This window comes from Brevibacterium sanguinis, assembly GCF_003315415.1.
Taxonomy (GTDB): Bacteria; Actinomycetota; Actinomycetes; order Actinomycetales; family Brevibacteriaceae; genus Brevibacterium; species Brevibacterium celere_A.
The window spans coordinates 198479-224061 of record NZ_QNSB01000007.1; the positions used below are offsets into that span (position 1 = coordinate 198479).

Annotated in this window: 21 protein-coding genes and 1 tRNA gene; 18 read left to right on the forward strand and 4 right to left on the reverse strand. The window is 71.3% G+C overall.

Going from position 1 to position 25583, the window contains the following annotated elements:
* Positions 1–39: 39 nt before the first annotated feature.
* The 17 genes from hisG to DFO65_RS11960 all read left to right on the forward strand — a co-directional run bounded on the left by hisG (position 40) and on the right by DFO65_RS11960 (position 21235).
* The gene (gene hisG, locus DFO65_RS11880) at positions 40–879 is read left to right on the forward strand and encodes an ATP phosphoribosyltransferase (RefSeq protein WP_113904642.1); all 840 of its coding nucleotides are present in this window, start codon (positions 40–42) and stop codon (positions 877–879) included.
* Positions 880–907: 28 nt separating this feature from the next.
* Positions 908–1324 carry a PH domain-containing protein gene (locus tag DFO65_RS11885; RefSeq protein ID WP_245940671.1) on the forward strand — a complete coding sequence of 139 codons (417 nt, stop codon included), beginning with the start codon at positions 908–910 and terminating at the stop codon, positions 1322–1324.
* Between the two features lie 2 nt (positions 1325–1326).
* The gene (locus DFO65_RS11890) at positions 1327–2523 is read left to right on the forward strand and encodes a CaiB/BaiF CoA transferase family protein (protein WP_113904644.1); all 1197 of its coding nucleotides are present in this window, start codon (positions 1327–1329) and stop codon (positions 2521–2523) included.
* Positions 2524–2553: 30 nt separating this feature from the next.
* Complete coding sequence (locus tag DFO65_RS11895) at positions 2554–4071, forward strand: carboxyl transferase domain-containing protein (RefSeq protein WP_113904645.1); 1518 nt, start codon at positions 2554–2556, stop codon at positions 4069–4071.
* Positions 4072–4830: an imidazole glycerol phosphate synthase subunit HisF gene (gene hisF, locus DFO65_RS11900; protein WP_113904646.1), complete on the forward strand. Its 759-nt coding sequence runs from the start codon at positions 4072–4074 to the stop codon at positions 4828–4830.
* Complete coding sequence (gene hisI, locus DFO65_RS11905; RefSeq protein ID WP_113904647.1) at positions 4827–5204, forward strand: phosphoribosyl-AMP cyclohydrolase; 378 nt, start codon at positions 4827–4829, stop codon at positions 5202–5204. The genes hisF and hisI overlap by 4 nt, the downstream gene beginning before the upstream one ends.
* The gene (gene trpE, locus DFO65_RS11910; protein WP_113904648.1) at positions 5201–6763 is read left to right on the forward strand and encodes an anthranilate synthase component I; all 1563 of its coding nucleotides are present in this window, start codon (positions 5201–5203) and stop codon (positions 6761–6763) included. Before hisI ends, trpE begins: the two co-directional genes overlap by 4 nt.
* Positions 6760–7374 (forward strand): Trp biosynthesis-associated membrane protein, encoded by a 615-nt coding sequence (locus DFO65_RS11915; protein ID WP_113904649.1) that lies wholly within the window; start codon positions 6760–6762, stop codon positions 7372–7374. The genes trpE and DFO65_RS11915 overlap by 4 nt, the downstream gene beginning before the upstream one ends.
* Positions 7375–7462: 88 nt before the next feature.
* Positions 7463–7753: an HGxxPAAW family protein gene (locus DFO65_RS11920; protein ID WP_181778711.1), complete on the forward strand. Its 291-nt coding sequence runs from the start codon at positions 7463–7465 to the stop codon at positions 7751–7753.
* A complete protein-coding gene (gene trpC / locus DFO65_RS11925) occupies positions 7750–8547 on the forward strand; it encodes an indole-3-glycerol phosphate synthase TrpC (RefSeq protein ID WP_113904650.1) in 798 nt (265 codons plus the stop codon). Before DFO65_RS11920 ends, trpC begins: the two co-directional genes overlap by 4 nt.
* Before the next feature lie 28 nt (positions 8548–8575).
* Positions 8576–9790, forward strand: a complete 1215-nt coding sequence (gene trpB, locus DFO65_RS11930; protein WP_113904651.1) for a tryptophan synthase subunit beta — start codon at positions 8576–8578, stop codon at positions 9788–9790.
* Positions 9787–10575, forward strand: coding sequence for a tryptophan synthase subunit alpha (gene trpA, locus DFO65_RS11935; RefSeq protein WP_113904652.1), 789 nt, complete (start codon positions 9787–9789; stop codon positions 10573–10575). The genes trpB and trpA overlap by 4 nt, the downstream gene beginning before the upstream one ends.
* Complete coding sequence (gene lgt / locus DFO65_RS11940) at positions 10572–11684, forward strand: prolipoprotein diacylglyceryl transferase (protein WP_113904653.1); 1113 nt, start codon at positions 10572–10574, stop codon at positions 11682–11684. Before trpA ends, lgt begins: the two co-directional genes overlap by 4 nt.
* A 202-nt stretch (positions 11685–11886) precedes the next feature.
* On the forward strand, positions 11887–16515 hold the full coding sequence (gene gltB, locus DFO65_RS11945; protein WP_113904654.1) for a glutamate synthase large subunit: 4629 nt from the start codon (positions 11887–11889) through the stop codon (positions 16513–16515).
* Entirely contained in the window at positions 16508–17947 is a 1440-nt protein-coding gene (locus DFO65_RS11950; protein ID WP_113904655.1) for a glutamate synthase subunit beta, read from the forward strand. Before gltB ends, DFO65_RS11950 begins: the two co-directional genes overlap by 8 nt.
* Before the next feature lie 114 nt (positions 17948–18061).
* Positions 18062–19603: a pyruvate kinase gene (gene pyk, locus DFO65_RS11955; protein ID WP_113904656.1), complete on the forward strand. Its 1542-nt coding sequence runs from the start codon at positions 18062–18064 to the stop codon at positions 19601–19603.
* A 222-nt stretch (positions 19604–19825) separates the two neighbouring features.
* The gene (locus DFO65_RS11960) at positions 19826–21235 is read left to right on the forward strand and encodes a dicarboxylate/amino acid:cation symporter (RefSeq protein ID WP_245940673.1); all 1410 of its coding nucleotides are present in this window, start codon (positions 19826–19828) and stop codon (positions 21233–21235) included.
* A gap of 176 nt (positions 21236–21411) precedes the next feature.
* Here the strand turns inward: DFO65_RS11960 and DFO65_RS11965 are convergent, their stop codons facing one another.
* The 4 genes from DFO65_RS11965 to DFO65_RS11980 all read right to left on the reverse strand — a co-directional run bounded on the left by DFO65_RS11965 (position 21412) and on the right by DFO65_RS11980 (position 25178).
* Complete coding sequence (locus DFO65_RS11965; protein WP_113904657.1) at positions 21412–22029, reverse strand: response regulator transcription factor; 618 nt, start codon at positions 22027–22029, stop codon at positions 21412–21414.
* Entirely contained in the window at positions 22019–23266 is a 1248-nt protein-coding gene (locus tag DFO65_RS11970; RefSeq protein ID WP_147233347.1) for a sensor histidine kinase, read from the reverse strand. Before DFO65_RS11970 ends, DFO65_RS11965 begins: the two co-directional genes overlap by 11 nt.
* Positions 23267–23334: 68 nt before the next feature.
* Entirely contained in the window at positions 23335–24159 is an 825-nt protein-coding gene (locus DFO65_RS11975) for an ABC transporter permease (protein ID WP_245940674.1), read from the reverse strand.
* Positions 24156–25178, reverse strand: a complete 1023-nt coding sequence (locus DFO65_RS11980) for an ABC transporter ATP-binding protein (RefSeq protein WP_113904659.1) — start codon at positions 25176–25178, stop codon at positions 24156–24158. Before DFO65_RS11980 ends, DFO65_RS11975 begins: the two co-directional genes overlap by 4 nt.
* Positions 25179–25341: 163 nt before the next feature.
* Between DFO65_RS11980 and DFO65_RS11985 the strand changes: the two genes are divergently transcribed.
* Positions 25342–25412 (forward strand) — tRNA-Gly (locus DFO65_RS11985).
* The last annotated feature ends 171 nt before the right edge of the window (positions 25413–25583 follow it).

Below are 25583 nucleotides of genomic sequence, written 5' to 3' on the forward strand. Positions count from 1 at the left end.
CGCTCGCACCTGCCAACGATCAGCGAACAAGGGGACTCCATGCTGCGTGTAGCCGTACCGAACAAGGGCGCACTGTCCGAAGCCGCCACCGAGATGCTCAGCGAGGCGGGGTACTCCGTGCGCCGCACGAGCAAGACCCTCGTCCACCAGGACGAGGTCAACCACGTCGAGTTCTTCTACCTGCGCCCCCGCGACATCGCCGTCTACGTCGGCTCGGGCATCCTCGACGCCGGGATCACCGGCCGCGACCTGCTGCTCGAGTCCCGCGCCGAGGCGCAGGAGGTCCTCGAGCTCGGCTTCGGCGCCTCCCGGTTCTACTACGCCGGGGTCAAGGGCGCCTACTCCCACCCGGACGAGCTCGCGGGAGCCCGGATCGCCACGAGCTTCCCCCACCTCGTCGAGGCCGACCTCGCCGCCCGGGGGATCGAGGCGCGGACCGTGCAGCTCGACGGCGCGATCGAGGTCTCCATCCAGCTCGGCGTCGCCGATGCGATCGCCGACGTCGTCGAGACCGGCTCCACCCTGCGGGCGGCGGGACTCGAGACCTTCGGCGAGCCCCTGCTCGAATCCGAGGCCGTGCTCGTCCAGCGCGACGGAGCGGCCGAGAAGATCGAGGTCCTCAAGCGCCGCCTCGAATCCGTCATGGTCGCCCGGCGCTACGTGCTCGTCGACTACAACATCGAGGAGCGGCTCGTCCCCGAGGCGATCGGGCTGACCCCCGGACTCGAGTCCCCGACCGTGTCCCCGCTCCAGGAGACCGGCTGGGTGGCCGTGCGGGTCATGGTCTCCGCCCACGAGGTCAACAACGTCATGGACCGCCTCTATGCGGTCGGAGCGCGCGCGATTCTGGTGACGAACATTGGCGCTTGCCGCATCTGATCCGTTCCGGACCTTCCGCCCCCGACAGGTGAGGATCATCTCCCTGATCGGAGCGGTCGTCGTGCTCCTCGGCTTCGCGACCCTCTCCGTGGCCCTGCTGGTCGTGGACTGGGAACCCTGGAAGCCCGTCGACATGATATGGATGAACGGTCTGGGCATCGTCTTCGCCGCGGCGCTGTGGCGACTGGCCGACATCCAGGCCAGGCCGAGCGAGACGGGGCTGGTCGTGAGGAACATGGCGCGCACCCGGTTCTTCGCGTGGGGGGAGATCCTCGGGGTCTCTTTCGCCCCCGACGGGGACGACCCCTGGCCGCTGCTCGACCTCGCCGACGGCACGACGTGGGCGGTGATGGCGATCCAGCACGCGGACGGACCGCGCGCCCACGAGGAATGCCGGCGACTGCGCATGCTCATCGATGAATGGACCCCTTCCAAGGAGGATTAGGAATGTCGGACGACACAGCAGCAGGGCCGCTGACCGGGTACACGGTCATCGACCTCTCGCGGGCACTGGCCGGACCCCACGCCGGAATGATGCTCGGTGACCTCGGAGCCCGGGTGATCAAGGTCGAGAACCCCGCCAAGGGCGATGACTCCCGCTCCTGGGGACCCCCGTTCGTCGGACCCGAGGGCCAGGAGCAGGCGACCTACTTCTTCTCCTGCAACCGCAACAAGGAGTCGATCGCCCTCGACCTCAAGTCCGAGGCCGGGAGCACGACCCTGCGCGAGCTGATCCGACGCTCCGACATCCTCATCGAGAACTTCCGCACTGGGGTCCTCGACCGGCTCGGCTTCTCCACCACCGCGTGCATGGAGATCAACCCCCGGCTCGTCATCCTCTCGATCACCGGATTCGGCCACGACGGACCCGAGGCCGCGCGGGCCGGCTACGACCAGATCGCACAGGGCGAAGCCGGGCTGATGTCCCTGACCGGCTCCGGCCCCGAGGACATGCAGCGGGTGGGCGTGCCGATCGCCGACCTGCTGGCCGGCATCTACGGCTCCTACGGAGTGCTCGCCGCCCTCCTCGAACGAGAGCGCACCGGGCACGGCAAGGTCGTGCGCACCTCGCTCATCGCCGGCATGGTCGGCGTCCACGCCTTCCAGGGCACCCGCGCCACCGTCGCCGGCGAGGACCCGCTCCCCGGCGGCAACCACCATCCCTCGCTGTCCCCGTACGGCCTCTTCAAGTGCCATGGCGGCGCGGTGCAGATCTCCGTGGGCAACGAGAGCCTGTGGCAGCGGTTCTGCGCCGCCTTCGACATCGACCCGCAGACCCCGGGCATGGCCGACAACGCCGGACGGGTCGCCAACCGAGCGGCCGTCATCGAGCTCATCGAGTCGAAGTTCGCCGCCTACGAGGCCCCGGCCCTGCTCGAGAAGCTGCAGGAGGCCGGCATCCCCGCCGGGACCGTGCGCACCCTGGCCGAGGTCTACTCCTGGGACCAGGCCCTGTCACAGGGCCTCAAGGTCTCCGTCGACCACCCGATCCTCGGCGACATCGACCTGCCCGGACCGCCGCTGCGGTTCTTCGACGCCCACGGCGAGGCGGAGGTCGAGACGACGAGGACCGCCCACGACGCCCCGCCGCTGCTCGACGAGGACGGCGACGCCATCCTCGCCTGGCTCGGCTCCGAGAGCTGAGACCGCGCGAGGGCACGAGAGGAGACAGCAGTGGCAGCACGACTGAACGCACACGAGCTCATCGACATCGTCGTCGACGAGGGATCGTTCCGGTCCTGGGACACGACCCCGATCACCCCCGCCGGGGGACTGTCCCCGGAGTACGCGGCCGAGCTCGCCGCCGCCCGGGAGAAGTCCGGCGTCGACGAATCGATCATCACCGGTGAGGGCACCGTCCACGGACGCCGGGTCGCCGTCGTCGTCGGGGAGTTCCGGTTCCTCGCCGGATCGATCGGCGTGGCCGCCGCGCAGCGCCTCGTCGACGCGATCGAACGCGCCACCCTCGAAGGGCTGCCGCTGCTCGCCGGTCCCGCCTCCGGGGGCACCCGGATGCAGGAGGGCACGGTCGCGTTCCTCTCGATGGTCAAGATCACCAACGCCGTCGTCGCCCACCGGCGTGCGGGCCTGCCCTACCTCGTCTACCTGCGCCACCCCACCACCGGCGGCGTCTTCGCCTCCTGGGGGTCGCTGGGGCACGTCACGGTCGCGGAGACGGGATCCCTCATCGGCTTCCTCGGCCCCCGCGTGTTCGAGGCGCTCTACGGGGAGAAGTTCCCCGACAACGTCCAGACCGGTGAGAACCTCCACCGCCACGGCATCATCGACGCCGTCATCGGACCCGAGCGCATCCACACCACCGTCGCCCGCGTCCTCGACGTCCTCATGGGCGCCAAGGAGGTGCCCGGCCAGGTGCCCGACCCCGACACCCGGCCGGCGGTGCTCGACCCGGACTCGGACGCCTGGGCCGCGATCACCCGCTCCCGCCGGCCCGAGCGTCCCGGCGTGCGCGACCTGCTGCGGACCGCGGCGAACACCGTGCTGCCGCTCAACGGCACCGGCGAGGGGGAGAAGGACCCCGGGCTGCTGCTGGCGCTCGCGAAGTTCGGCTCCGCCCCCTGCATCGTCCTCGGCCAGGACCGCTTCCGGCAGGACTCCCGCGCCCCCCTGGGCCCGGCGGCCCTGCGCGAGGCGCGCCGCGGCATGAGACTGGCCGCCGAACTCGACCTGCCGCTCGTCACCATCATCGACACCCCCGGCGCCGCCCTGTCGAAGTCCGCCGAGGAGGGCGGGATGGCCGGTGAGATCGCCCGCAGCCTCGCCGACCTCGCGAACCTCGACGCCCCCTCGGTGTCCCTGATCATGGGCGAGGGCTCCGGCGGTGGGGCGCTGGCCCTCATCCCCACCGACCGGGTGCTCAGCGCGGAGAACGGCTGGCTGTCCCCGCTGCCGCCCGAGGGCGCCTCGGCGATCGTCCACCGGACCACCGACCGGGCCGCCGAGATGGCCCAGCAGCAGGGCGTGCACGCGCCCATGCTCGCCCACACCGGCGTCGTCGACCGCGTCATCGCCGAGCACCCCGATGCCAGCGACGAGCCGCTCGACTTCGTCGCCCGGGTCGGCGCCACCCTCGAATACGAACTCATCGCCCTCATGCGCGAACCCTCCGCCCGGCGCCTGGCGCGGCGGATGGATCGGTACCGGGGGCTCGGACTGGCCAAGGAGAGCTGAATGGTCGCCGTGCGCATCATCCCCTGCCTCGACGTCGACGACGGCCGCGTCGTCAAGGGCGTCAACTTCACCGGCCTGCGGGACGCCGGGGACCCCGTGGCGCTGGCCGCCGCCTACGGTGAGTCCGGCGCCGACGAACTCACCTTCCTCGACGTCACGGCCAGCAGCGGCAACCGTGAGACCGTCCACGACATCGTCCGCGCCTGCGCCGAGCAGGTGTTCATCCCGCTGACGGTCGGCGGGGGAGTCCGCAGCGTCGCCGACGTCGACCGGCTCCTGCGCGACGGCGCCGACAAGGTCTCCGTCAACACCTCGGCGGTGGCCGACCCGAGGCTCATCAGCGACATCTCCCGCCACTTCGGCAACCAGGTGCTCGTCCTGTCCCTCGACGCGAGACGCTCCCCGGACACCGCCTCCGGCTTCGAGGTGACCACCCGAGGAGGCCGGGACGGCACCGGCCGGTGCGCGATCGACTGGATCCGGGAGGCCGCCGAACGGGGCGTCGGCGAGGTCCTGCTCAACTCAATCGACGCCGACGGCACCCGCGACGGCTTCGACCTCGACCTCATCGCCGCGGCCCGGCAGGCCGTCGACGTCCCGCTCATCGCCTCCGGGGGAGCGGGCAGGGTCGAGCACTTCGCCCCGGCGGTCGCCGCGGGCGCCGATGCGCTGCTCGCCGCGAGCGTGTTCCACTTCGGCACCCTGACCATCCCCGAGGTCAAGGCCGCGCTGCGCGCAGAGGGGATCGAGGTCCGGTGACCGACATCGACGCCACGCCCGAGAACTGGCGCGAGCTCATCAGGTTCAACGACGCGGGCCTCATCCCCGCCGTCGTCCAGGAGACGACGACGCGTGAGGTGCTCATGCTCGCGTGGATGGACCGCGAGGCCGTCGAACGCACGCTGAGCAGCGGTCGCGCCGTCTACTGGTCGCGGTCCCGGGCCGAGCACTGGGTCAAGGGCGAGACGTCGGGCCACATCCAGACCGTCGTCGCGCTCAGCCTCGACTGCGACGCCGACGCGCTCCTCCTCGAGGTCGAGCAGACCGGACCCGCGTGCCACACCCAGACCCCCACCTGCTTCACCGGCAGGCGGATCAGCGCCGCGCCGGGAGACGACAAGGACGAGCTGTGACGACTGACCTCCCCGACACCATCCACCCCTCCCTCGAGGAGTTCCGCACCCTCGGCGCCGAGCACCGGCTCGTGCCCGTCCACCGCAGCGTCCTCGCCGACGCCGAGACCCCCCTGAGCCTCTACCGCAAGCTCACCGACGGCGGCCCCGGCAGCTTCCTCTTCGAATCCGCCGTCTCCGGCGCCTGGGCCCGGTACTCGTTCATCGGGTCGGCTCCCGTGGCGACGCTGATCTCCGACGGGGACGGATTCCGCTGGGAGGGCACCCCGCCGGTGGGCCTGCCGAGCACCGGCAGCGTCCTCGACGCGGTCAGCGCGACGCTGGACCTCCTTGCCGTCGACGACGCCGAGCAGTCGCTGCCGCCCATGGTCTCCAGCCTCGTCGGCTACTTCGGCTGGGACATCGTGCGCGAGTTCGAGCGGCTGGCGGCGGCGAACCCCGACGAGCACCATCTGCCGACCGTGCAGCTGATGATCCCCGGCGACATCGCCGTCTACGACCACTACACGGGAATGGTCACCCTCGTCGCCAACGTCTTCAACGTCAACGGCGAGGACACCGGGATCGACGAGGCCCATGCCGCGGGCACCGCCCGCGTCGAGGCGATGCTCGAGAGGCTGACCCGCACCGCGCAGCCGGCGATCGCGACCCCGCGCGCCGTCGCCCCCGAGGTTGCGACCCGGACCGACCCCGACTCCTACCTCGCGGCCGTGCGCCGGGCCCAGCAGGACATCGTCGACGGGGAGATCTTCCAGGTCGTGCTCGGCCAGCGCTTCGACGCCGCCTGCGCGGCGGATCCGCTCACCGTCTACCGGATGCTGCGCCACACCAACCCCAGCCCGTTCATGTACCTGCTCAACCTCCGCGACGACACCGGGGCCCCGGTGAGCATCGTCGGCTCCTCGCCCGAGGCGCTCGTCACCGTCCGCTCGGGCACCGTCCTCACCCACCCCATCGCCGGCTCCCGCCCGCGCGGGGGCAGCGCCGAGGAGGATGCCCGGCTCGCCCGCGAGCTGCTCGCCGATGAGAAGGAGCGCGCCGAGCACCTCATGCTCGTCGACCTCGCCCGCAACGACCTCGCGAAGGTGTGCCGGGCCGGCACGATCGACGTCAGCGAGTTCATGGAGATCGAACGCTTCAGCCACATCATGCACATCTCCTCGACCGTGCGCGGTGAGCTGGCCCCTGGACACGGGGCCGTCGACGTCCTCAGGGCGACGTTCCCCGCCGGCACCCTGTCGGGCGCCCCGAAGCCGCGCGCCCTGCAGATCATCGACGAGCTCGAGGTCGTCGGCCGGGGGCTCTACGGCGGGGTCGTCGGCTACATGTCGTTCAACGGCGACCTCGACCTCGCGATCGCGATCCGCACCGGAGTCCTCCGCGACGGCGTGATGAGCGTCTACGCCGGCGGCGGCATCGTCGCGGACTCGGTGCCCGAACTCGAGTACCAGGAGTCGCGGAACAAGGCCCAGGCCGTGCTCGCGGCCGCCGCGGCCGCCGCGGCGCTCGAGGACCTCGGCACCGCGCAGGTCGAGGACCTCGGCCAGGAGCAGCGATGACGCGCTCGCGCGGCGTCCTCCTCGTCCTCGTCCTCGCCGGGGCGCTGTGGGCGATCAGCCTCGCCTCCTGGCAGACCGCGGTCGGGCCGGACACGCTCGGGCCCACCGGCGTCGCCGTGCCCCGCACCGAGACCGCCGCCGGGGCCTCCCCGGTCGCGACCGCCTGCGTGGCGGTCATCGCCGTCTGCGGACTGCTCGCCGCGATGCTCGGCCGCATGGGCCGGTTCGTCGTCCTCGGCCTCTCCGCTCTCGCCGCCCTCGGCTACGCCGGAACCGCGCTGGCGGCCCTGCTCGGGCCCGCGGCCACCCGGTGGCCGATCGCGGGCGTCGCCGCCGGGGCGCTGAGCGCAGCCGTGATCGCCTGGGTGGCCGTCGCCTCGGCGTCCTGGGCGAACTCGACCCGCTACGACCGCAGCGCCCGCGGCGCGGGCACGACCGGGTTCGACTCGACGGCGACCTGGGACGCGCTCTCGCGCGGCGAGGACCCCGAGGCCCCCGGCGGGGACCCCGAGACGCCCGGCAAGGACCCCGAGGCTCCCGACGCCGACGGCGACGATGACGACCGGGACGGCGGCCGGGACCCGGGCCCGGACCGGGACCGGGACTCCTGAGGCGCTCGGCCGGGTCGATACGGCACCCGTGATCGAAGCGTGTCACAATAAGAGGGAAGACAACAGGCACAGCTTGAGAAGGAGCACCATGTCGCAATCCGTCGCCCGCAACGGCGCCACCGATCTCGACAAATCGACGATCGACTACTCCGTCATCGCCGACCCCGGCCATGGCAACTCGGTCGCCGCCTGGACGGGTGTGGTCATCATGCTCATCGGCATCACCGTCGGCTGTGTCGGCTTCACGATCCACACGCCGATGATCACCTACATCGGCGTCGGCATCGTCGTCCTCGGCCTCATCGTCGGACTCGTCCTGCGCGCCATGGGGCTCGGCAGCAAGCCGTCCGAGCGCAGGCCCAACCCGCGGACGAGATGACGGTTCTCGACGACATCGTCGCAGGAGTCCGCGAGGACCTCGAGGACCGCAGGCGCCGGGTCCCGCTGACCGAGATGGTCGAGCGGGCCCAGGCGGCCGCGCCGGTGCGCGCCTTCGACCTCGACGCCGACTTCTCCGTCATCGCCGAGGTCAAGCGCCGGTCCCCGTCGCGCGGCGATCTCGCCCCCATCTCCGAACCCGGCCGCCTCGCCGGCCTCTACGCGGTAGGCGGGGCCAGGGCGATCAGCGTGCTCACCGAATCCCGGCGCTTCTCCGGCAGCCTCGACGACTTCGACGAGGTCCGCGCGGCCGTCGACGTCCCCCTGCTGCGCAAGGACTTCATGGTCGACGAGTACCAGTTCCACGAGGCCCGGGCCCACGGCGCGGACCTCGTCCTGCTCATCGTCGCCGCCCTCGACCCGGTCCAGCTGCGCGACTACCTCGCGCTGTCCGCCGAACTCGGCATGACCGCCCTGGTCGAGACCCATGACGCGGCGGAGCTCGAGATCGCCGCCGACCTCGACGCGCGCCTCATCGGGATCAACACCCGCAACCTCAAGGACCTCAGCGTCGACACCTCACGGTTCGCGCCGCTGGCGGAGCTCGCCCCACCCGGATGCACCCTCGTCGCGGAGTCGGGAGTGGCCGGACTCGCCGACGTCGAGTCCTACGCCCACGCCGGGGCCCACGCGGTGCTCGTCGGCGAGGCCCTGGTCAGGGACGGGGACCCGCAGTCCGCGGTCGCCCGGTTCACCTCGGCGGGAGCGGACATCCGCACCCGGGCCACCGCGTGAGCCCCATCCACGTCAACGAAGGACAGCAATGACCGACCCCAGTCAGGACCAGGGCCCGTACTTCGGCGCCTTCGGCGGCAGGTTCATCCCCGAGGCGCTCATCCCCGCCCTCGACGAGATCGAGGAGACCTGGCGCAAATCCCAGGTCGACCCCGGATTCACCGAGGAGCTGCTCGAGCTCCAGCGCAGCTACATCGGCCGGCCCAGCCTGCTCACCGAGGCGACCCGGTTCTCCGCCCACTGCGGCGGCGCCCGGGTGTTCCTCAAGCGGGAGGACCTCAACCACACCGGCAGCCACAAGATCAACAACGCCCTGGCCCAGGCCCTGCTCGCCAAGCGCATGGGCAAGTCCCGGCTCATCGCCGAGACCGGCGCCGGCCAGCACGGCGTCGCCACCGCCACCGCCGCGGCCCTCCTCGACATGGAGTGCGAGGTCTACATGGGCGAGGAGGACACGCAGCGCCAGGCGCTCAACGTCGCCCGCATGCGCCTGCTCGGTGCGAAGGTCAACGCCGTGACGAACGGCACCCGCACGCTCAAGGACGCGATGAACGAGGCGATGCGCGACTGGGTCGCCAATGTCGCCCGCACCCACTACGTCATCGGCACCGTGGCGGGGCCGCATCCGTTCCCCGCCATGGTCCGATCCTTCCAGCGCGTCATCGGCGACGAGGCCAGGACCCAGGTCCTCGACGCCGTCGGACGCCTGCCCGACGCCGTGTGCGCCTGCGTGGGCGGGGGGTCGAACGCGATGGGCATCTTCGCGGCTTTCCTCGGCGACGCCGACGTGAAGATCTACGGCTTCGAGGCCGGCGGGGAGGGCGTCGACTCCGGCCGCCACGCCGCCCGCTTCTCGGGCGGGCGCCCGGGAGTCCTCCACGGCTCGGCGACGTACATCCTCCAGGACTCCGACGGGCAGACGCGCGCCTCGCACTCGATCTCCGCGGGCCTCGACTACCCCTCCGTGGGCCCCGAGCACTCCCACCTCCACGACACCGCCCGCGTCGTCTACGAACCCGTCGTCGACGACGAGGCGATGGAGGCCCTCCGGCTGCTCTCCCGCACCGAGGGCATCATCCCCGCGATCGAGTCCGCCCACGCCCTGGCCGGCGCCATGCGTGTGGGCCGCGAGCTCGGCCCCGACGCCGTGCTGCTCGTCAATCTCTCCGGCCGCGGCGACAAGGACATGACCACGGCGGCCAAATGGTTCGACTACTTCGACGAAGGAGCGGTACAGGTATGACAACGCGCGGAGCCCGGACGGGCGCCACCCTCGACGCCGTCGAACAGCGCGGGGCCAAGGCCGCGCTGATCGGCTACCTGCCCGTCGGATTCCCCTCCGTCGAGGGCTCGATCGAGGCGATGGTCGAACTCGTCCGATCCGGCGCGGACATCGTCGAGGTCGGCATGCCCTACTCCGATCCGGGGATGGACGGCCCGGTCATCCAGCGCGCCGTCGAGCGCGGGCTCGAGGCGGGAGTGCGGACGAAGGACGTGTTCACGGCGGTCTCGGCCATCGCCGAGGCGGGCGGCACCGCCGTCGTCATGAGCTATTGGAACCTCGTCCTCCAGTACGGGGTCGAGGCCTTCGCCCGTGACCTCGACTCCGCCGGGGGCGCCGGGATCATCACCCCCGACCTCATCCCCGACGAGGCCGACGAGTGGATCGCGGCCTCCGACGCCCACGACCTCGACCGGATCTTCCTCGCCGCGCCCTCCTCGACGCCGGAGCGGATCGCGCGGATCGTCGGCGCGAGCCGCGGGTTCGTCTACGCCGCCTCGACGATGGGGGTGACCGGGATCCGCTCGGAGGTCGACGACCACGCCCGCGACCTCGTCTCCCGCCTCAAGGAGGCCGGAGCCGGGCGGGCCTGCGTCGGACTCGGCGTGTCCACCCGCGACCAGGCCGCCGAGGTCGCCGCCTACTCCGACGGGGTCATCGTCGGCTCCGCGCTCGTGCGGGCACTCGACACCGGCGTCGCCGAACTCGCGGCGCTGACCGAGGAGCTCGCCGAGGGCTGTGCATGAGCGACCTCCTCGCCGCCATCCCCTCTCCGTCCTGGAGCGGATTCCACATCGGACCGCTGACCATCCACGCCTACGCGCTGTGCATCCTCACCGGGATCGTCCTCGCGCTGTGGCTGACGTCGCGGCGGTGGCAGGCCCGCGGCGGGCACGAGGACGACCTGTGGACCATCGCGATCATCACGGTGCCGGCCGGGATCATCGGCGGGCGCCTCTACCACATCTTCTCCACCCCTGACCCCTACTTCGGGCCCGACGGCAACCCGATCGACGCCCTGAAGATCTGGAACGGGGGACTCGGCATCTGGGGCGCCGTGGCACTGGGCATGCTCGCGGCCTGGGCCGTCGCCCGCCACCAGGGGATCAGGATCCTGCCCTTCCTCGACGCCGCCGCCCCCGGTCTCATCCTCGCCCAGGCCGTCGGGCGCTGGGGGAACTGGTTCAACCAGGAGCTCTTCGGCGCCCCGACCACGCTGCCGTGGGGCCTGGAGATCGACAAGCACGTCAACGGGGTGCTCAACCCCAACTGGCCGGACCCCGACCTGCCCGCGACGACCCTGTTCCACCCGACGTTCCTCTACGAGTCGCTGTGGAACCTCCTCGGCTGCGTCATCCTCGTCGTCGCCGCCCGCCGGTTCCGGCTCGGCCACGGCCAGGTGTTCGCGCTCTACATCTGCTACTACACGCTCGGACGGGTGTGGATCGAGGCCCTGCGCATCGACGACGCGGAGCTCGTCCTCGGACTCCGGCTCAACATCTGGACCTCGATCCTCGTGTTCGCCGCCGGTCTCATCTGGTTCGTCGTCTCCCGCCTCAGGCACCGCGAGCCCGAGACCGAGATCTACCTCCCCGGCGCACGGGCCCTGCGCGACCGCGACGACGACCAGCGCCCCGGCGACTCGCCCGGTGCCGGCCCGCGCGCGACGGACTCGTCGGGTGCCGCACCGGGGCCCGAGTCGCATGGCCCCACCCCCGCGACTCCCACGGGCGACGGCAGGCCGGACGAGGACCGCAGGCCCGGCTTCGGCTTCTTCGGAGCCGTCACCTCGGCGATCTCGATCATCCCCGACGTCGGGAGGAGGAACCGTGACGACCGGCGGAACCAGGGCTGATTCCTCCCACCCACCGAGACGGTTTGGTCCGCAAAACGGTCCTTTTCCGTCTGGGTGAGAGGCGGGTCGGCAGTGTAGGTTGAGGAGTCGACAGTGAGAACCACGTCACTCCTGCGCCGTCGGACGATCTCCTCACGGCGCCTCTCCAGCCAGGTCAAGGACAACGACGTCTTCTGGAAGAACACCTACGCGAAGGCAGCCGATGTCCGTGAACCCATCGACCCCGAAACCTCCGACCCAGCGTCCCGTGGCCCCGTCCCGCACGGGACTCTACGATCCCGCTCTCGAGCACGACGCCTGCGGGCTCGCACTCATCGTGCGCTACCGCGGCGGACCCGACCATGAGATCGTCGCCCAGGCCCTCGAGGCGCTGCGCAAGCTCGAGCACCGCGGGGGCATCGGCTCCGACGAGGGCACCGGCGACGGAGCCGGAATCACCGTCCAGATCCCCGACTCCTTCTTCCGCCGCGAGCTCGGCCACCTCCTGCCCGCGGCCGGCGCCTACGCGGTGGGCACGGCGTTCCTCGACCCCGACAGCGCCGAGGCGCAGGAGGACCTCTTCGCCCGCATCGCCGCCGAGGAGGGACTGGAGATCATCGCCCGGCGCGACGTCCCCCATGACTCCTCGATCCTCGGACGGATCGCCCGCGACACCCAGCCCCTGCTGCGGCAGATCTTCCTCGGTGCGGACCCCGAGTCGCCCCTGACCGACGACGACGACCTCGAGCGGCGCGCCTTCCTCGCCCGCAAGCGGATCGGCAACCACGGCCTCTACTTCCCCTCGCTGTCGAGCCGGACCCTGACGTACAAGGGCATGCTCTCGACCGCCCAGCTCGGCGCGTTCTACCCCGACCTCGGCGACCCGGGATTCTGCTCGCGGATCGCGCTCGTCCACTCCCGCTTCTCGACGAACACGTTCCCGTCCTGGAAGCTCGCCCAGCCGTTCCGCCTCATCGCGCACAACGGCGAGATCAACACCGTCCGCGGCAACCGCAACTGGATGCGGGCGCGTGAGTCCGCACTCGGCTCCGCACTGCTCCAGCCGGCCGGCGCCCACGCCCTGCCCGACCCCGGCCTCGAGCGGATCAGCCCGATCATCCCGCCCGACACCTCGGACTCCGGGTCGTTCGACACCGTGCTCGAGCTCATGGTCGCCGCCGGCCGGTCCCTGCCGCAGGCGATGCTCATGATGATCCCCGAGGCCTGGGAGAACAACCCCGGCATGGGCGAGGAGCGGCGCGCCTTCTACGAGTACCACGCCCAGCTCATGGAGCCGTGGGACGGACCCGCGTGCGTGGCCTTCACCGACGGGCGCATCGCCGGCGCCGTGCTCGACCGCAACGGACTGCGCCCGGCCCGCTACACGATGACCGAGGACACCGTGGTGCTCGCCAGCGAGTCCGGCGTCGTCGACCTCGACGAGGCGCAGGTCGTCTCCCGCGGCCGCCTCACCCCGGGGCGGATGTTCCTCGTCGACACCGTCGAGGAGCGGATCGTCTCCGACACCGAGATCAAGAACCAGCTCGCCGCCGAGCACCCCTACGGCGAATGGGTCGAGCAGGCCTCGAAGGAGCTCGGGGAACTGCCCACCCGCGTGCACATCACCCACCCCCAGTCCTCGGTGCGCCGGCGGCAGCGGACCTTCGGCTACACCGAGGAGGAGCTGCGCCTGCTCATCTCCCCGATGGCCGAGACCGGTGCCGAACCCCTGGGCGCGATGGGCACCGACACGCCGATCGCCGCCCTGAGCTCCCGGCCGCGGCTGCTCTTCGACTACTTCTCCCAGAACTTCGCCCAGGTGACGAACCCGCCGCTCGACTCGATCCGCGAATCCGTGGTCACCTCGATGTCCGCGGCGATCGGGCGGGAGGGCAACCTCCTCGAGCACACCCGCCCCGATTCGATGCACATCCGCCTCGATCGGCCCGTCATCGACAACGACGAGCTCGCCGCGATCGTCCACCTCAAGGGCAGCCACCTCGGCGTCGGCATCGACCGTCCCACGACGGTGCTCTCCGGGCTCTTCCCGGTGCGCGGCGGCGAGGCCGCGATGGAGGAGCGCATCGAGGAGATCTGCGCCGAGGCGCACGCGGCGCTCGAGGCGGGCGCGATGTTCCTCGTCATCAGCGACCGCGATTCGAGCTCGGAGCGCGCCCCCATCCCGTCGCTGCTGCTCACCTCCGCCCTCCACCACCACCTCGTGCGCCGCCGCTGCCGGACCCGGGCGAGCATCATCGTCGAGGCCGGCGACGTCCGCGAGGTCCATCATGTCGCGACCCTGCTCGGCTTCGGCGCATCCGCGATCAACCCGTACCTGGCGATGGAGTCCGCCGAGGCGCTGGCGCGGTCCGGACGCCTCACGGCCGTCGATCAGGAGCAGGCCGTCGCCAACGTGCTCGCCGCGCTCAACAAGGGCCTGATGAAGATCATGTCGAAGATGGGCATCTCGACGGTGCGCTCGTACAAGGGCGCGCAGACGTTCGAGGTGCTCGGTCTGTCCGACGCCTTCATCGACCGGTACTTCACCGGCACCCCGCACCAGCTCGGCGGCCACGGCACCGAGCGGATCGCCGCCGACGTCCTCGCTCGGCACGCCGCGGCCTACCGCGACGACCGGCCGAGACCCGCCCACCGCGAACTCGAGGTCGGCGGGGAGTACCAATGGCGTCGGGAGGGGCCGGGCCACCTCTTCGATCCCGAGACCGTGTTCCGCCTCCAGCATGCGACCGCCTCGGCGCGCTACGACATCTTCAAGCGCTACACCCGCGCCGTCGACGAGCAGTCCCGGGAGCTGATGACCCTGCGCGGGCTCTTCCGCTTCGTCCCCAGGTCCTCGGGGCCGATCCCGCTCGACGAGGTCGAGGACGTCTCGGCGATCATGCGGCGGTTCTCGACCGGGGCGATGAGCTACGGCTCCCTGTCCCAGGAGGCGCACGAGACCCTGGCGATCGCGATGAACCGGATCGGGGGCAAGTCGAACACCGGGGAGGGCGGTGAGGACACCGAGCGGCTGCTCGACCCCGAGCGCCGCTCGGCGATCAAGCAGGTCGCCAGCGGCCGCTTCGGGGTCACCAGCCACTACCTCACCGCGGCCGACGACATCCAGATCAAGATGGCCCAGGGCGCCAAGCCCGGGGAGGGCGGTCAGCTGCCGGGGGAGAAGGTCTACCCCTGGATCGCGCGGACGAGGCACGCGACCCCGGGCGTCGGCCTCATCTCGCCGCCGCCGCACCACGACATCTACTCGATCGAGGATCTCGCCCAGCTCATCCACGACCTCGGGCGGGCCAACGCCTCCGCCCGGATCCACGTCAAGCTCGTCTCCGGCATCGGGATCGGGACGGTGGCGGCGGGAGTGACCAAGGCGGGCGCCGACGTCGTTCTCGTGTCCGGCCATGACGGCGGCACGGGCGCAAGCCCCCTCAACTCGCTCAAGCACGCCGGCACCCCCTGGGAGCTGGGGCTGGCCGAGACCCAGCAGACGCTCGTCCTCAACGGGCTCCGCCACCGGGTCAGCGTCCAGGTCGACGGTCAGCTGCGGACGGGCCGAGACATCGTCATCGCCGCCCTCCTCGGCGCCGAGGAGTACGGGTTCGCCACCTCGGCGCTCGTCGTCGCCGGCTGTGTCCTCATGCGGGTGTGCCACAAGGACACGTGCCCCGTCGGTGTCGCGACGCAGAACCCGGTCCTGCGGGAGCGCTTCCACGGCAAGGCCGAGCATCTCGTCACCTACTTCACGTTCCTCGCCACCGAGGTCCGCGAGCACCTCGCGGCACTCGGCTTCCGCAGCCTCGACGAGGCGATCGGAGCCGTCGAGCACCTCGCGATCGATCCCGAGCGGGCCCGGTCGCTGGCCCCCGAGCTCGATCTCTCACCGATCCTCGCTGCGCCCCGTCCGGCCGCCTCCGACGCCGTCGGCCTGCGCCGCAGCGGCGAGCGGCCCCCGAGGGACTTCAGCGCCGAGCTCGACGCCCGGCTGCTCACCGAGGTGGGCGAGTCCATCGCCGCCGGGATGCCGGTGCGCACGAGTGCCGCGATCGTCAACACCGATCGCAGCGTCGGCACGCTGCTCGGCCACCGGCTCACCCTCGCCCACGCCGACGCGGGCCTGCCCGACGACACGATCACCGTCGACCTCGCGGGCACGGCGGGCCAGTCCCTTGGCGCCTTCCTGCCGGCCGGGATCACCCTGAGCCTGACCGGCGACGCCAACGACTACGTCGGCAAGGGCCTGTCGGGAGGCATCGTCACCCTCCGGCCGCACCCGGAGAATCGGGGACGGCCCGAGCTGGGCGTCATCGCCGGCAACGTCCTCGGCTACGGGGCCACGGCCGGGCGGCTCTTCGTCTCCGGCCAGGTCGGCGAGCGCTTCCTCGTGCGCAACTCCGGGGCCGAAGCCGTCGTCGAGGGCATCGGCGACCACGGGCTCGAGTACATGACCGGGGGAGTCGCCGTCATCCTCGGACCCACCGGCCGCAACTTCGCCGCCGGGATGTCCGGAGGCGTCGCCTACGTCCTCGACTTCAATCCCAGCCGCCTCAATCCCGACGAGCGCGCCGCCGGGGTGTTCCGGTTCACCGGGGTCTCGGGGGAGGACATGAGCGTCCTCACCCGCCTCCTCGACGAGCACGCCCGGCGGACCGGCTCGCCCCTGGCCGCGGAGCTGCTCGCCGAGCTGCGGCGCGGTGACGACGTCCTGTCGCGGTTCACGACGATCATTCCCGTCGCCTACTCGCAGGTGGTCGGCATCCAGGCCGAGACGACCGCGGCCGGGGGCGCCCCCGACGGGGACGAGGCCTGGGCGAGGATCCTGGAGGTGACCCGTGGCTGATCCGCAGGGCTTCCTCAAGGTGACGAAGCGGGAGCTTCCCGCCAGGCGTCCCGTCCCCATCCGCCTCCTCGACTACCGCGAGGTCTCCGAGGCCGGCGACGGCGAGCAGCTGCGCCGGCAGGCCTCGCGGTGCATGGACTGCGGCATCCCGTTCTGCCATCAGGGCTGCCCGCTGGGCAACCTCATCCCGGAGTTCAACGATGCGATGTACCGCGGGGAGCTCGCCCGCGCCGTCGAACTGCTCCACGCGACGAACAACTTCCCCGAGTTCACCGGCCGGGCCTGCCCGGCCCCGTGCGAGAACGCATGCGTGCTCGGCATCAATCAGCCGGCCGTGACGATCAAGCAGGTCGAGGTGAGCATCGTCGACCAGGGGTTCGAGGCCGGTCTCATCCAGCCGGTGATCCCGGACCGGATCACCGGCCACACCGTGGCCGTCGTCGGCTCCGGACCGGCCGGGCTCGCCGCCGCCCAGCAGCTCACCCGGGCCGGGCACACCGTCGTCGTGTTCGAACGCGACGATCGGATCGGCGGGCTGCTGCGCTACGGGATCCCCGACTTCAAGCTCGAGAAGCACCACATCGACCGCAGGCTCGCCCAGATGCGGGCCGAGGGGACGCGGTTCGAGACCTCGGTGTCCATCGGCGCGGACCTCACCCTCGACGAGCTCAGCGCGCGCTTCGACGCGGTCCTGCTCTGCACGGGTGCGACGAGGCCCAGGGACATGGAGCTGCCGGGCAGGCAGGCGCAGGGGATCGAGTTCGCCATGGACTACCTCGTCCCCTCGAACCGGGCCCAGGCCGGGGACGAGGTCGACGTCATCTCCGCCGCGGGCAAGCACGTCATCATCATCGGCGGCGGGGACACCGGAGCCGACTGCCTGGGCACGGCCCTGCGGCAGCAGGCCGCGAGCGTGACGACCCTGGCGATCGGGGCGAAGCCCCCGGCCGAGCGACCGGCCGACCAGCCGTGGCCGACGGTCCCGCGCATCTTCGAGGTCCAGACCTCCCACGAGGAGGGCGGGACGAGGCGCTACCTGTCCTCGACGATCGGCTTCGAATCCGACGCCGCGGGCCGGGTGACGGGGCTGCGCCTGGCGCGGACCCGGTTCGTCGACGGCAGGCGCGTCCCCACTCCGGGGACCGAGCACACGCTGCCGGCGGATCTCGTCCTGCTGGCCCTGGGCTTCGCCGGCCCGGAGACCGAGGGCTTCGCGCTCGCCACCGACCGCGGCCGGTTCGTCCGCTCCGCCGACTACTCGGCCTCGGCCCCCGGCGTGTTCGTCGCCGGCGACGCCGGGCGGGGCCAGTCGCTCATCGTCTGGGCGATCGCCGAGGGCCGAGCCGCGGCCGCGGAGGTCGACGAGTACCTCATGGGGTCGACGCGCCTGCCCCGGCCGGTCGAGCCGACCGCGACGGCATTCGAGTGCTAGACTCAGAGATATCGCAGTGCGGAAACGCTTTTCCGCATAATGGATGACAGTTCTGTTTCGTTCGACCGCTCTCGGCGCTGACTCCCGAGTTGCGGTCCAGGTAGGGTGGTGTGCATGAGGCGTGCGAAGATAGTGGCAACTTTAGGTCCGAACCAGAGCTCCTACGAGGAGATCCGAGCCCTTGTCGACGAGGGGGTGGATGTCGCCCGGTTCAACCTCAGCCACGGCGATCGTGAGCAGCACGAGGAGAAGCTGGCCTGGGTCCGTCGCGCCGCGGCCGACACCGGCCGGGCCGTCGCGGTCCTCCTCGACCTCCAGGGCCCGAAGATCCGGGTCGGCCGGTTCGCCAACGGTCGGGAGGAGCTCGTCGAGGGTGCGACGTTCACGATCACGAGCCGCGACGTCGAGGGCACGTCCGAGATCGTCAGCACGACCCTGACGACCCTGCCGAACGACGTCTCCGTGGGCGATCCGCTGCTCATCGACGACGGGCGGCTGCGGCTGCGGGCGACCGCGGTCACCGAGACCGACGTCGTCACCGAGGTCGAGATCGGCGGACCGATCTCGAACAACAAGGGAATCAACCTCCCCGGCGTCCCCGTGTCCGTGCCCGCCCTGTCGGACAAGGACGTCGAGGACCTCAAGTGGGGTCTGCGCCTCGGGTTCGACTGGGTGGCGCTGTCGTTCGTCCGCAGTCCCGACGACGCCGAGGACGTCCATCGCGTGATGCGGGAGGTCGGCATCAGCGCCCCCGTCATCGCCAAGCTCGAGAAGCCGCAGGCGGTCGAGGCGCTCGCCGAGATCATCGACGCCTTCGACGGGATCATGGTCGCCCGCGGCGACCTCGGCGTCGAGCTGCCGCTCGAGCAGGTCCCGATCGTCCAGAAGCGCGCGGTCGAGCTCGCGCGCAGGCAGGCCAAGCCGGTCATCGTCGCCACCCAGATGCTCGAGACGATGATCGACGCCGCCCGGCCCACCCGCGCCGAGGCGAGCGACTGCGCCAACGCCGTCCTCGACGGTGCGGATGCGCTCATGCTCTCCGGTGAGACCTCGGTCGGCCAGTACTGGATCGAGGCGATCCGGACGATGAGCCGGATCATCGAGTCGACCGAGGTCCACGGCCTCGACCGGATCCCGCCGCTGGGCACCGTCCCCCACACCAAGGGCGGCGCCGTCACCGCCGCGGCCGTGCGGATCGCCGAACAGCTCGACATCGACCTCCTGTGCACCTTCTCCCAGACCGGTGACTCGGTGCGGAGGATGGCCCGGCTGCGCCCGGTGTGGCCGATCCTCGGCTTCACCCCGGACGCCCAGGTCCGCCACCAGCTGGCCCTGACCTGGGGAGTGCACCCGTACCTCGTCAAGACGGTGCGCCACACGGACCAGATGGCCCGCCAGGTCGACGCCGTCCTCCTGGCCGACGGCACGGCCCGCGAGGGCGATCAGAGCATCATCGTCGCCGGTTCGCCTCCCGGGATCCCGGGGTCGACGAACGCCCTGCGCATCCACACGATGGGCGACGCCGCGAAGGGCGTGGCCGCGGCCTACGAGGACGACTCGGACAACGACGAGGATCCCCTGGCCGGATACGGCATCGTCCCCGAATCGCCCGACACCTCCGACGTGCCGATCGTCAGGGAGGAGCCCCGGGCCTGAACCTCGGGTGCACGCGGGCCGAGCTCGCCGACTGCTCAACACTCGGAGCGGATCGCTGAGAGCGTCCTGCCGTCGGACCCTCGGCCCGTGCCGAACGATCCCCTCACCGGCGACCGTCAATCAGGCGGTCGCCGGTGTCGTCGGGAATGCGATCTTCCTCACTCCGACTTGCGGAATTCCTCGGATTGCTCAACAGTTGTGGAGGTTGAGGAAAGGAACTTCATGCGTCTACCCACATGGATCAAGTCATTCGGAGTGCAGGTCACGCTCGCACTCATCGCCGGCGTCGTGCTCGGGCTCATCGCCCGCACGATGGGCCCGATCAGCGAGGACACCGACAACTGGCTCGGTCAGACCCTCGACACGATCGGCTCGTCGTACGTCACCCTGCTCAAGGCCGCGGTCGTCCCGCTCATCATCACCGCGATCATCGCGAGCATCGGCAACCTCCGCCGAGTGACCAATGCCGCCAGGCTGGCGGTCTCGACCCTGCTGTGGTTCGCCCTCACGGCGCTCATCGCCGTGATCATCGGGCTCATCCTCGGCGTCGTCATGCAGCCGGGCGCCCACGCCGACGCCGCGTCCCTGACCGGGCAGGCGCCGTCGCAGGAGGGCAGCTGGATCGCCTTCCTCACCGGGCTGATCCCCGCGAACGTGCTCGGCCTCGAGGTCTCGACGAGCCCCGATGAGGCCGGCGGCCTCGTCTCCGAGGTGGACTTCAACGTCCTCCAGCTCATCATCGTCTCCGGTGCCATCGGCATCGCCGCCGTCAAGGTGGGCAAGGCCGCGGAGCCCTTCCTCGAGTTCGTCGAGGCGGCGCTGGCCGTCGTGCAGAAGGTCGTGTGGTGGATCGTGCGGATCGCCCCGATCGGCACCCTCGGCCTCATCGGCAACGCCGTCAACTCCTACGGCTGGTCGACGATGGGATCGCTCATGTGGTTCGTCGTCGCCGTCTATGTCGGCCTCGCGATCGTCTTCTTCGTCGTCTACCCGACCCTGGCCAAGCTCAACGGTCTCTCGGTCAGGCAGTACTTCTCCGGCATCTGGCCGGCAGCGCAGCTCGGATTCGTCTCCCGGTCCTCGATCGGGACGATGCCGGTGACGCAGAAGGTCACCACCGACAACTTCGGGGTCCCGTCCGGATACGCCGCGTTCGCCGTGCCGTTCGGTGCGACGACGAAGATGGACGGCTGCGCCGCGATCTACCCGGCCATCGCCGCGGTGTTCGTCGCCCAGTTCTTCGGCATCGACCTCGGACCCGTGCAGTACTTCCTCATCGTGTTCGTCTCGGTCATCGGCTCGGCCGCGACTGCCGGAACGACCGGTGCGACAGTCATGCTCACGCTCACGCTGTCGACCCTGGGTCTGCCGCTCGAGGGCGTCGGCCTGCTGCTGGCCATCGAGCCGATCGTCGACATGGGACGCACCGCCCTCAACGTCTCCGGTCAGGCGCTGGTGCCGGCGATCGTCGCCAAGCGCCACGGCATCCTCGACGTCGAGCGCTACCACGCCCGCCGCATCGACGGCTACGTCCCGGTCGAGGAGCCGGGATCCGCCGAGGCGGTCGCGGTTGACGCGGACGATGCGGCCCGGGTCCCGGACGACTCGGACGTGCGCCAGCCGACCCGCTGAGTGCGGCGCGCTGAGCCGACCCGCTGAGTGCGGCACCGCCGGCAGGCGGAGTCGCGACGAAGGACCGCCGACCTCGGGCGGTCCTTCGTCCATTCCCGGGGTGCGCCGGAGTCCGCCGTCGCTTCGGCCTCGCGCTCACCGCTGGGCCCCAAGGCCGGCGCTGCGGACGACGGCCCTCACAGCCAGCCGCGGTCGCGGGCGATGGCCGCGGCTTCGGCGCGGGTCGAGGCGTGCACCTTCCCGATCGCCGCCGACAGATGGTTGCGCACGGTGCCGGGGGAGAGGAACAGCGCCTTCGCGATCTGCCGCACCGGCGAACCGTCGAGAGCGGCCCGCAGGACCTGCCGCTCCCGGTCGGTGAGCGGGTTGCGGCCCGCGGACAGCGACTCGGCGAGCAGGTCGGGATCGAAGGCGGAGGCCCCGGAGGCGACGCGGCGGACCGCCTCGGCGAGCTCCTCGGCGGGGGTGTCCTTGACGACGAAGCCGCGTACCCCGGCTTCGAGTGCGCGCCTCAGGTAGCCCGCCCGGCCGAAGGTCGTGACGATGAGCACGGCGCAGTCGGGACGGGCCGCGCGCAGCTCCTCCGCCGCGGTGAGCCCGTCGACCTCGGGCATCTCGATGTCGAGGACCGCGACGTCGATCGCGTGCTCGCGCACCGCCTCGGCGACGCCGGCGCCCGAGTCGAGCTGGGCGACGACCGAGATGTCGGCCTCGAGGTCGAGGAGCGCGGCGAGCCCACCGCGGATGAGCGCCTGGTCGTCGGCGAGGAGGACACGGATCGCCTCAGTGCGCACAGTCGACCTCCACGCGGGTGCCGGGTCGGTGATGACCGGGACGGGCGTCGGTCACGCGCAGCCTCGCCGAGGCGGCCCGCGCCCGCGCGGCCATCCCCGGCAGCCCGTGTCCGGCCGGCTCTCGGTCCGCGGCTGCCGCCCGTGCCCGGGCCGCAGCCGCACCGCCGACCCCGTCGTCGACGACGACGAGCCGGTCCGGCTCGACCGCGATGCTCACGTGCTCTGCCCGGGAGTGGCGGATGATGTTCGTCACCGCCTCGCGCAGGCACGCGGCGAAGAGCGCGTCCTGGGCGGGCGGCAGGGATCCGAGGACTTCCGGCGCCGGAGCGTCGGTGGAGACGCCGGCGGCGCCGAGTGCCCGGACGGCGGCGGAGATCTGCTCGGTCAGCGACAGCTGATCGGCCTCCGCGCCGACCCTCGTCACGACGGTCCGGGCCTCGGCGATCGCGGCGGTGATGAGGTCGCGGACCTCGTCGAGCTCGGTCTCGGCCCGGTCCGGGTCGGTGGCGATGTGCCGCCGGGCCAGCTGGACCTTGACGCTCATCAGGGTGAGCGAATGGCCGAGGGCGTCGTGGACCTCACGGCCGAAGGCCTCCCGCTGCGCCGCCAGGGCCAGCCGCTCCTTGAGAGTGCGGGTCCGCTCCTCCCGTCCGGTGGCGTAGCGGACGGCGACGATGAAGCCGACCGAGATGACGATGGGGATGAGCGACCAGGTCCTGTCCTCGGCGGATGCGAAGAACCAGACGATGGTGAGGTTGACGAGCACGACGGCCGCGGTACCCGCCAGTCCCACGGGCCACGGATGGCAGAACAGCCACATGGCGCAGAGGAACGGAGTGGTGAGGACCACATCGGTGCCGATGGACGGAACGCCGGCGATGACGACGGTCAGCAGCAGCACCTGGTAGAGCAGGGTGTTCGCCCAGCGGGGCAGGGCAGTCACCGGGCGGGTGCGGACGAAGGCGGTGAGGTAGATGAGGCAGAAGACGAGGAGAGCCGCGAGTCCGAGCGCCTTCGCCGCCACGGTGAGCTCGGGCTCGGCCACGAGGGACCACGCGGGAATGGCCAGGAAAACCAGCCAGATGCCGGCCATGAGGAGGGTCTCGAGGCGCTGCTCGGGCGGGAGCACATCCGGATAGCAGTCGCCGACGCCGCTGGGTCGCGGCCTGGGCGAGCGGTCGTGCGGCAGGCGCTCCGCATTCGCGCGCAGGCGAGGAGCGGCAGTGTGATCCTTCATCGGCGGCCCCTCCGCTCGCTGGTCGCGCCCCGGCCGAGCGCGTTCGCCGCCGGCCGCGATGCCGTTGCTCACCGTGAGGTCCGGCGCCTGCTCGCCATCCAGCAGACTGCGGCGAAGATCACGGTCCAGATGACTACGTTCATGATAACCGCGGCGAGCGAGTCGGCGGCGGGCACCTCGGCGCCCATGGGAATGGGCTGGCCCTCCATCTGCGGCCACCTGGCCAGGGAGGTCGCCCCGTAGACGGGGGTGAAGCGGGCGATCTCGAGCATCGTGCCGTCCAGGGGCATGAACAGATTGCCGAAGAACGCGAGCAGGACGAGCAGCCCGCTCGCGACCGAGACGGCGGCCTCGGACCGGAACAGCAGCGCCGCGGCGAGACCGTAGAGGGCGAAGGGCAGTGATCCCAGGAGCACGAGCGCGCCGGTCGCGGGCCAGATCCATCCGGCGGCGAACTCCGCACCGGTCGCCGCACCGATGACGAAGACGCCGATGACCGGGGTGATGGCCATGAGCAGGCCGACGATCGTCTTGCCGGTCATGTACATCCCGTTGCCCAGGGCGGTCAGTCCCAGCTGCCGACCCCAGCCCTGCTGCCGCTCGACCGCGGCCGAACCGGCGATCGCCGTCATCGCGGTGATCGCGCCGTAGGCCGCCATCGAGGTCATGATGTAGGCGCTGCCGTTGCCGTGGCCCAGGGTCTCGTCGCCGAGGCCGGCGCTCGCGCCGAAGATGAGGTACATCCCCATCGGCAGGACGACGATGAAGAACGTCGCGGAGAACATCCGCACGGTGCGCAGGAAGTCCCAGGCGGTGAATCCGAGCAGTCGGGCGGCGCCCGAGCGGGTTCCGGTGGCGTCGGATGCCGGTGCTGGGGTGGTCGTCGTGGTCATGACAGCTCCTGTTCGGTGAGTTCGAGGAAGACGTCGTCGAGGCTGGCCCGCGTGATGCGCAGGTCGTGTCCGACTCCGGTGGCGAGGATCGCCCGGGCGAGCCCGTCCGAGTCGTCGGTCGTGAAGGTGAGCTCGCTGCCTTTCGCGCCGAGCAGTCGTGCCCCGTGCGCGCGGGCGAAGGCCTCGGCGGTCACCTCGGTGCCGCTGGCAGCCTCGGTGCCGGCGGTCACGCCAGTGCCGGTGGGCTGGGAGCCGGAGGTCGCCTCGGTGCCGGTGCGCTCGGGTCGTCCGGTCCACGTGCAGGTGAGCGTGCGGGTGCGGGAGGCGGTGAGTTCGGCGACGGTGCCCTCGGCGTGGATCCGGCCCGAGCGCATGAGCACGATGCGGTCGGCGAAGTCGGACGCCTCGGCGAGGTAGTGGGTGGCGAAGACGATCGTCCGGCCGCGCTCGGCCTCGGCGTGCATCGTCGCCCAGAACTCGGCCCGGGCGCGGACGTCCATGCCGGCGGTGGGCTCGTCGAGGAACAGCAGGTCGGGCTCGGTGAGGATCGCCAGGGCGAAGCGCAGCCTCTGGCGCTCACCGCCGGAGCACTTGACGACCTTGCGCTTGGCCAGGGCCTCGAGGCCGGCGCGGGCGAGCACCGCCTCGACGGGCAGGGGAGCCAGATGGCAGGCGGCGACCATGGTCACGGTCTCGGCGACAGTGAGGTCGTCGAGGAGACCGCCGACCTGGAGGACGGCCGAGGCCCGTCCCCGGCGCACCGCCTGGGCCGGGTCCTCGCCCAGGGTGCGGATGCGCCCCGAGGACGGGGTCGTGAAGCCGAGGGCCATGTCGAGGAACGTCGTCTTCCCGGCGCCGTTGGGACCGAGGAGGGCGACGACCTCGCCGCGCTCGATGCGCAGGTCGACGCCGTCGACGGCGCGCACGGATCCGAAGCGGCGGTGGACTCCGACGGCCTCGAGCGCGGGTGCGTCGGTGGCGTGGTCAGGGGCGGATGTGGCTGCGAGTTTCGTGGACATGACTCAAGACTGGCCGCCTCCGGACCCGGACGGAACTGCCATCGGTCACTGGTCGGAGATGACAGTTGTCATGGGTGGCGCGCCGTCGCAGACTCTCGGACACGCCCGCCGCGGGTTCCCTCCGGGCGGGGCAGGTGGGGTATATTCAGATGGTGTTCGGTACGCGGGCGTAGTTCATCGGTAGAACGTGACCTTCCCAAGGTCGAGAGGCGGGTTCGATTCCCGTCGCCCGCTCGAGAAGCTCACAGTGCGAACACGACGAAGGCCGGTGGGAGACCCACCGGCCTTCGCCGACTCAAGTACCGGATGTGGTGTCCAGAGTCAGTACATCGTTGACAGCCCCGACAAGGACTTTTCTCCGTGATCATTGACCGATGAGTCGCGACATCATTGACAGACCCGGCA